The sequence below is a fragment of the Microvirga zambiensis WSM3693 genome, from assembly GCF_016735695.1.
GTDB classification, from domain to species: domain Bacteria; phylum Pseudomonadota; class Alphaproteobacteria; order Rhizobiales; family Beijerinckiaceae; genus Microvirga; species Microvirga zambiensis.
The window spans coordinates 1-7,797 of sequence record NZ_JAERQD010000124.1; the positions used below are offsets into that span (position 1 = coordinate 1).

Here is a 7,797-nt window from a genome sequence, read left to right on the forward strand (position 1 = left end):
AGGCCGATGCCGGTCTGGAGCGTGCGCTCAGGCCCATGGCCGTGCCGGACCAGGCGCTCGCGGCCATCCGGCAGCTTGAGATCGCGCATGCTGGCCAGATAGGCCTCGGCCTCGCTCTCGATGGCCTGGGCCAGCAGCTTGCGCGCGCCGGCTCGGAGAAGATCCGTCAGCGGATCGTCAATGATATCGGGCTGACGAAGGCGGACAATGTTGGTAGTCTCGTTCATGACGTATCGCTCTCTCGAAGAGGTTCTGGCAGGCTCGACACCCGCCTCGATACGTCGCCTTTCTCAATCCGTCATCACCCACATTCCGGTATAGTTCGATATGGGCTCGTACAGGCCGTCCGCGTCGCCGATCAAGGTGTCGGACAGCCCGCACAGGTCGATCAGCCGGTACCAGTCGGCATTGTTGCGTGCCAGGCGCGACACTTCCAGCCCCAGCACGATCCCTGCATGTCCCATCGCCACTTCGGTCACCAGGTGCTGGAAACCGTCGCGGTCCTGCGACTGCGCGCCGGAGAGTCCCAGGTCGCTATCGATGACATGGACACGTTCGATGGGCTAGTACTACAGCCGGGCCTTGCGTCGGCGCCGCGTGCGCTTACGCCAGTGGCACTCACGAGCGCGCTGCTGATGGCGTCGGCGCCACACCGACCAGCGCTCGACCGCCTCAACCGAAGGCGGTCGCTCCCACACCAAGTGCCAAAGCAGCCGCCGCACTTCCGGCACGGTGAGCGGCAGCAGCCGCACGCCGCGTTTGACCGGGACTTCTCCCCCCGATGGCGTGCTGACGCACGATGGTCAGATACGCATGCGCCAGCATGGATAGGGTGATGTGGCGATGCCAGCCCGTCCACGAGCGCACCTCGTACTCGTCCAACCCGGTCTCGCCCTTGGCTTCCTCAAAGCAGCTCTCGATCGCCCAGCGCATCCCCGCAATCCGCACCAGATCAGCCAGTGATGTCTCCTCTGGCGCCCAGGTGAGATAGAACGTGAACTGATGCGGCCGCCCTTTCTTCCGCCGGATCAGCAGCCCGGACTTCCAGCCTGTCGGCGGGATACCGTAGGGCAGATAGGCCCAGTCATACAGCCGCGGGCCCTTGGCCCCGTCGCCGGCACTCAGCCGTGTCCAGCCTCTTGTGGGCACATCCTCGAGCCAGTCCTCCACCGGCTTGAGCCCGAGCCGCTGGGCCGAGGTCACCGCCAGCACGTAGCCGCGCCCGTGCGCCTCAATCAAACGGCGGGTGTGAGAGTCGGCGCCATAAACACAGTCGCCGACCACCCACCGGCACGGCACCCCGGCCGCAAACGCGCGCTTCAACATCGCCTGGCCGAGCTTCGGCTTAGTGGTGAAGCCGATCTCCTCCGGCACGCCCGCTTCCGTGCGGCGGGCCGCATCGAAAGCCCAGGTGTCCGGCAGGTAGAGCGCCCGGTCGATCAGCGCATGCCCGTGCCGGCTGGCATAGGCGAGAAACACCCCAATCTGAGAATTCTCAATGCGGCCTGCGGTGCCGGAGTACTGGCGTTTGACGCCGACGGACTTGTCGCCCTTCTTCACGAAGCCCGTTTCGTCCAGCACCAGCACGGCGTCCGGATCGCCGAGATGCTCGACCACATAGGCCTGCAGGTCATCGCGCACCGCCTCGGCATCCCAGTGCATGCGGGCGAGGAAGTCCTGCACGCCGTCGGGGCTGACATCGCCGGCGGCTTCCGCCAGGTGCCAGCCGTTCTTACGCTCCAAAGGTGAGAGCAGACCCTGCAAGTAGGCCCGGGCGCGTCGGCGCGGTTCGATGCGGCTGAAACGGGGAGCGATCCGGGTGCAGAGGTCATCCAATTGAGCGGCCCAGAGATGGACCTCGTTTGCATGCGTCATGGCACGATACCTCCGTGTCCAAGACAACGCATAAACCCGACTGTAGTACTAGAGCAGCGCGCCCGGCATTGGATCATGATTCGCTGGGAGAAGTGGTGCTGAAACAAAGCGATAGCGGCAACGCCCTGGTTCCGTCAGAACCGCCATTGCTCTAGACTTGAAGGAAAGGCAAGGCCGAGCGCTTCATCCAGACCCTTCTGCGGGAGTGGGCCTATGCGATCCCGTTCAGTTCATCGGATGCTCGGGCCGCTGACCTGCCGCGGTGGTTGACCTGGTATAATCAGTAGCGCCCGCATGGTAGTCTTGGCCGACGAACACCGGCTCAGGCCCTCGCTGGAACAACCTGATCAGAACTCACATCTAGAGATGGTTTCCGCTTATAGGCCAGGAGCTCTCGGTCACAATGGCCTGTCCCGGTCGACCGGCAGGCTGAAGTGAAAGACCGCGCCCCGAGGCTCGTTGGCGCTCGCCCACAATCGTCCGCCGTGCGCCTCGATGATCGAGCGGCAGATGGCCAGACCCATGCCCATCCCCTCCGCTTTCGTCGTGTAAAACGCCTCGAACATCCGTCCCGCATTCTGTGACTCCAACCCGACGCCGGTGTCCTGCACGGCCACCAGCACTGCGGCTTCCTCGCGCCGGGACCGGATCAGCAGCTCGCGCGGCCGCTCCGTCACATCCTTCATGGCCTCGATACCGTTCAGCACCAGGTTCAACAACACCTGCTGCAGCTGCACGTGATCGCCCATCACGGGCGGTAGATCGGGCGCCTGCTCGGTACGCAGCAGGATCCGATGCTGGCTCACCTCCCCATGGACGAGGGCGACCACATTTTGAATGAGATCATTTAGGTTCACCCGCTTCGCGACGGCGGCTTTCTTCCGGAGGAGTGCGCGTACCCGGCCGATCACCTCGCTGGCCCGGTGTCCGTCCCGCGTGATGCGCTCCAGCGTCTCGCGGGCCTCGTCGAGCTCGGGCGGCTCGTGGGCGAGCCAGCGCAGGGCCGCATTGGCATTAGTGACGATGGCACCCAACGGCTGGTTGACCTCGTGCGCGATCGAGGCGGTTAGCGCGCTCATCGTCGTCACACGGGTGACATGCGCGAGCTCAGCCTGCGCCTTGTGCAGCGCCTCCTCGGCGCGCCTGCGCTCGGTCACATCCATTACCGTGCCAACGTATTCGACGACAGCGCCGGTGTCATCGAATACCGGATGCCCGCTCACGTGCAGGTGCTTGACCGTTCCGTCGGGCAGCACGATCCCGTGCTCGACCGCATACTCGGCCTTCTCGCAGACTGCCGTCCTGACGCGTTCGAGAACTCGGTCGCGATCGTCCGGATGCCAAAAGCAAGCGAGCTCATTCACGTCGGGGGCACGGCTGCGTTGCGGATCCAATCCATAGATCCGGAACATCTCCTCGGACCAGTAAATCACTTGCTCGGTGGCCGGGGTGTAGGCGCAACTGCCGGTGTGACTGAGGCGCTGCGCCTCGGCAAGGTAGTGCTCGCTCCGCCGCAAAGCGGCTTCGGCCCGCTTGCGGTCTTCAATGTCGGTCAGAATGCCATACCATTTGAGGATGGTGCCGTGCTCATCGCGCAGCGGCACGGCACGGTCCAAGAACCAGCGATAGGCCCCGTCCGCCGCCCGGCGGTAACGCGACTCATTTTCGTATGGCTCGCCTACCGCCGCGCACACTCGCCACTTCTCCAAATTGCGCTCCAGGTCGGCCGGATGGACAACGCTTTGCCAGCCGGATCCGGCCGTGTCCTCCTGGGACAAGCCTGAGTATTCGCGCCATCCCCGGCTGGCAAACGCAGCAATAGGCCCGAAGGGCCCCGGCAAAACGATGTACACCATGGCCGGCAGGTTCTCGATCAGATCACGCAGCTCCTGTTCGCTCCGCCGGGCCGCCTCTTGGGCGCACTTGCGCTCAGTAGTGTCTTCGCATGCGACCAGGATGACTTGGCACTTCCTCAACAGCACGGACCGAGCGGTTTCGCGCACCCAGAGCTCCGTGCCGTCCTTGCGTACCTTGCGAACCTCCCAACTCATCGCCTTGTTAGGCTGGGCGAAGCAGCTAGCGATGTTCCTCTGCACGGTCTCCCGGTCCGGCTCGTAGAACACGCTCAGCACTGGAGTGCGGACCAGTTCATCAACTGTATAGCCGAGTTGCTCGGCTCCGAAGGGATTGACGGACAGGATGGTGCCGGCCGCGTCCGCCATGAAGTACATGGTTGGGTTGCACTCGAACACCGCCTTCCATTGCTCCTCGCTCTCGCGCAGCGCCTCCTCCGCCCGCTTGCGCTCAGTGATGTCGTTGTTGGTCTCCAGGATCGCGACGGGACGGCCCCGTGCGTCCCGTCGCATCGACCAGCGGCTCGCCACGATCGCCTGCGTGCCGTCTTTCCTGGTGTGGACGAGCTCCCCGTCCCAACGGCCTGTGCGGAGCAACTCGGCCGTGATCTCTTCGAGCGGCCTGGGGAAGATCGTCTGGGTGAGCTGGTGAGAGACCTGGCCGATAGCTTCTCCTTTGTTCCACCCGTACTGCTCCTCGGCGCCGCGATTCCAGTAGGTGATGACGTCGTTCGGGTCGCGCACGAAGATCGTGTCGTGGGTAAGATCGAGGAGACCCGCCTGCTCGCGCAGCACCGTTTCTCTCGATCGGCTGTGCACGGCGAGGAATGCCGTAACGCCGATCGCCGCAAGGCTGAGAAGGCGGTTTGAAAGAGCGATGCTTGGCGATGCATCGTGCTGCGCCAGCACATAGCTCAGCATCGTCAGCGCCATGCAGCCCACCGCCACGAGCACAACACCGCGCGCCTGAAGAACCTTGGCCGTGAGCAGCACGACGCCCACGTACAGTACGGCGACGGCGATCTCCGCAGGGGTCATCGTATCGAGAATGAAGATCCCGATAGCGGTGACAGCGCTAACAGCTCGAAGTACACGCGACGAGACGATTGGCGACGTCGCCTGATCTTGCCCTTGGGTCTGCCCTGCCTGCATGTTGCAACCTCACCAGGGACATGCCGGTGGTCCCAGTTCCGGAGCGACGGAGCATAAACCGCCGGCTCCGACCGCCAGTTGCCCGATTTGCAGCGCCGTTAGTTTGGCTCGATCGACCTCGCAGGTAAAGCGGCAGCAGCGAAGCGCAGCAACATGGCGCTGGCCGATTTGTTCTGGCAATTGCTTTGGCTGCTCCTTCCAAGTGCCTGTGCAAAAGGGGCTGCGCCAGGACGAGGAACCGATCCAGTGCCACGCCCTAAGTTCGCTTGATATGCGGGAGGAGGGTTTGAGTATCCGAAATATCTCGGAGATGATCAACTTGACCTTGGTTTCGGACGAAAGATCTAGCCGCAATACCGTTGACTTAAGCTGCCGATGGGGTGTGAAGTGACGAGGGGGGTAGCTTGCGGAGGGTTCAGTCATGACCCGACCTCCAGCGCGCCTGCCGGACAGCCCACGGATCAGCGATCTCGTCACACTCGGGGTGCTGACGACGACCGTTCCGGCGGCCTTGATTGACGCTGTGCTGGTCGCGACGCAGCGACAGAGCCAGCGGCATCGACAGCTGCCAGCGCCGTTGGTGGTGTACTATGTGATGGCGCTGGCCTTGTATGCACAGGCCTCCTACGGCGAGGTGTTGCGATGCCTGCTGGAGGGGGTGCGGTGGCTCCGCCTGGGCGGGCTCGACGCGCTGGGGGCGACCAAGTCGGCCATCACCCGTGCGCGGATCCGGCTGGGGGTCACGCCCGTGCGGGAGTTGTTCCAGCGGGTGGCCCATCCCATTGCGGACCCCGGCACGCCCGGAGCGTGGTACCGTGGTCGCCGGTTGGTCAGTGTGGATGGCACGACCATTGATCTTCCGGATACGCCGGAACTGGAGGCCCAGTTCGGCCGCCCTGCCGCCTCGCGGGGCGCCAGCAGCTTCCCGAAGCTGCGCCTGGTGGGGCTGATTGAAACCGGCACCCATGCCATGTTCGCCGTGGCGGTTGGCCGCTACGACACCAGCGAGGTCCGCTTGACGCCGCGCGTGTTGCAGCACTTGCAGCCGAACATGCTGTGTCTGGCTGATCGGGCCTTCGTCGGCTTTGAGCTGTGGCGCTTGGCGGTAGCGACGGGCGCCGACTTGCTCTGGCGGGTGCGCCTCAACCACAAACTGCCCTGCCACCAGCGCCTTCCCGATGGCTCGTATCTGAGGGCTTTACGCCTCGCCCAAGCAGCGTCGACACAATGAGGGTGGACAGGTCGTGCGCGTCATCGACTATCGCCTGGAAGGCATCGCGGACGCGGAGCCCCTCTATCGGCTGGTCACCACGCTCCTCGACCCGGCCGTCGCGCCAGCGACGGAGTTGGCAGCGCTGTATCATGAACGGTGGGAGTGCGAGGGGACCTTCGCCGAATTCAAGGTGAGCCTGCCCGGGCAGCGCCTGATGCTGCGCAGTCGCCGGGCGGATCTGGCCGAACAAGAACTCTATGGCTTTCTGCTCGTCCATCTGGCGTTGCGGCAGCTGATCCATGCTGCCAGCCGAAAGGCCGGGTGCGACCCGGACACGTTGTCCTTCCTCCACACGGTGCGGATTGTCCGGCGGCATCTCCCGTTTTATGCCGCGTTTTCCCCCTCAGCGACAGCATCAGATGCATGAGATGATCCTGATCGAGATCATCGACACACCGGCCGAGCCCAGTCGAGGTCGCCACAATCCACGTGTGGTGAAACGCAAGATGAGCAACTTCCCGACCAAGGCGCGGGCTGGGCCGCCCCTGACCGCGCCGATCGTCCGCTCCAGCGCGCTTATCCGGATTGTCGCGCCAATGGTGGAGGACACGGTGCTCCTGTCAACGGCTCTCCCGCAGACTGCTTCCAGACCACCAGGCCAAGCCTGCGGCCGCCCTTCATGGCATCAGCACGTTCGCGACTGGAATGTCAGTCGACTGACACGCACGGCGTACTGCCAATCCCATGATCTGGAGGTGTACCGCTTCAACCAGTGGGTCGCCCGGCTGCGCCGGCGTTTGGTACTATAGCTTAAGTCAACGGTATTGGGGCTAGGTGCGCCGGCATGATTCCGGCTTCCACGACCGGCGCCAGGCGCTCGGGAACAGTACTGGCATCGGCCAACTGGCCGATGATGATGAAGGTAACGGCGGCTTCAGTGATCGCCGGCTGATTCCAGGCGATCGGGCGGAGATGAGCCTTGGCTTCAGCCGAGCGTACGGCGATGAAGCGCCAGTTCTGCAAATGGAAAGATGTCGGCGCGGTCGTGCCGATGCGCACCAACTCGCGGATTTGGTCGTCGCTCAGGCTAGCGGCAGGGTCATAGTACTTGGCTGTGCTGCGGCTCAGGATATTTTCGATGACGGCGTTGGTCATAGTGACGGCGTTAGTCATAGTGCTCCCGTTGGTCACAATAATTCCTATGGGTAAGATGATAGATTGGAGGTGCAAGCGTGCCTTCGCTCTCTTTGCGCAAAGCTTTCAATTACCCACAAGCCTCATGCCGAGGGAGGCGCCGAGTTCGATGTCGGTGAGGCGCGAGAGGCCGCGCCATAGGACCATGTTGCCGGGCGGCGGATCTTTGGCGCGCGCGAGATAGCCACCAAGCCGGGCGATCTTGGTCAGATAGTGGGACAGCGTTGGCGCCGGTGACGACGCCTTGTCCTTGGCCAGCTGATCGAGCAGGCGGATCTCGAGCGGGGTGAAGACCAGGCGTGGGGATGCCGTGGGTGCCGTTCGATTGAGCATCGTCAGCCAGAACACCCGCCATGCCAGGATGCAGAACAGCGCCAGCAGATTGACCAGCCGCTCGGCCGACCGGAGTTTCGCCTCCTCAGCGCGGCAGCCCGATTTCAGGATTTTATGGAACAGCTCGATAGTCTGAATGCAAATGACAAAAGCGGGTAGCTTCGCCATTTGAGCTGG

Annotated in this window: 4 protein-coding genes and 5 pseudogenes; 3 read left to right on the forward strand and 6 right to left on the reverse strand. The window is 63.6% G+C overall.

Features of this window, described 5'->3' with window-relative positions; translation table 11 throughout:
- From JKL46_RS33565 to JKL46_RS33575, 3 genes and pseudogenes are all read right to left on the reverse strand, one after another.
- Positions 1 to 227 (reverse strand): annotated as a pseudogene (locus JKL46_RS33565) (IS256 family transposase); the annotation flags it as partial.
- A 96-nt stretch (positions 228 to 323) separates the two neighbouring features.
- A pseudogene (locus JKL46_RS33570) lies at positions 324 to 563 on the reverse strand (recombinase family protein); the annotation flags it as partial.
- Positions 564 to 672: 109 nt separating this feature from the next.
- Entirely contained in the window at positions 673 to 1,875 is a 1,203-nt protein-coding gene (locus JKL46_RS33575; RefSeq protein ID WP_425493350.1) for an IS701 family transposase, read from the reverse strand.
- A gap of 167 nt (positions 1,876 to 2,042) precedes the next feature.
- Between JKL46_RS33575 and JKL46_RS37125 the strand changes: the two are divergent.
- Positions 2,043 to 2,159: pseudogene (locus tag JKL46_RS37125) on the forward strand (integrase core domain-containing protein); the annotation flags it as partial.
- A 114-nt stretch (positions 2,160 to 2,273) separates the two neighbouring features.
- On the opposite strand, the gene JKL46_RS33585 reads toward JKL46_RS37125, so the two are convergent.
- A complete protein-coding gene (locus tag JKL46_RS33585) occupies positions 2,274 to 4,880 on the reverse strand; it encodes a PAS domain S-box protein (protein WP_201842730.1) in 2,607 nt (868 codons plus the stop codon).
- 421 nt (positions 4,881 to 5,301) lie between these two features.
- Here JKL46_RS33585 and JKL46_RS33590 point away from each other — a divergent pair.
- Positions 5,302 to 6,520 (forward strand): annotated as a pseudogene (locus tag JKL46_RS33590) (IS4 family transposase).
- A 1-nt stretch (position 6,521) separates the two neighbouring features.
- Positions 6,522 to 6,902 (forward strand): IS66 family insertion sequence element accessory protein TnpA, encoded by a 381-nt coding sequence (gene tnpA / locus JKL46_RS33595; RefSeq protein ID WP_040639777.1) that lies wholly within the window; start codon positions 6,522 to 6,524, stop codon positions 6,900 to 6,902.
- Between the two features lie 16 nt (positions 6,903 to 6,918).
- Here the strand turns inward: tnpA and JKL46_RS33600 are convergent.
- Positions 6,919 to 7,266 (reverse strand): annotated as a pseudogene (locus tag JKL46_RS33600) (nitroreductase family protein); the annotation flags it as partial.
- Positions 7,267 to 7,353: 87 nt separating this feature from the next.
- Positions 7,354 to 7,797, reverse strand: a 444-nt coding sequence (locus tag JKL46_RS33605) for an IS4 family transposase (RefSeq protein ID WP_281400203.1), incomplete at its 5' end; no start/stop codon positions are given.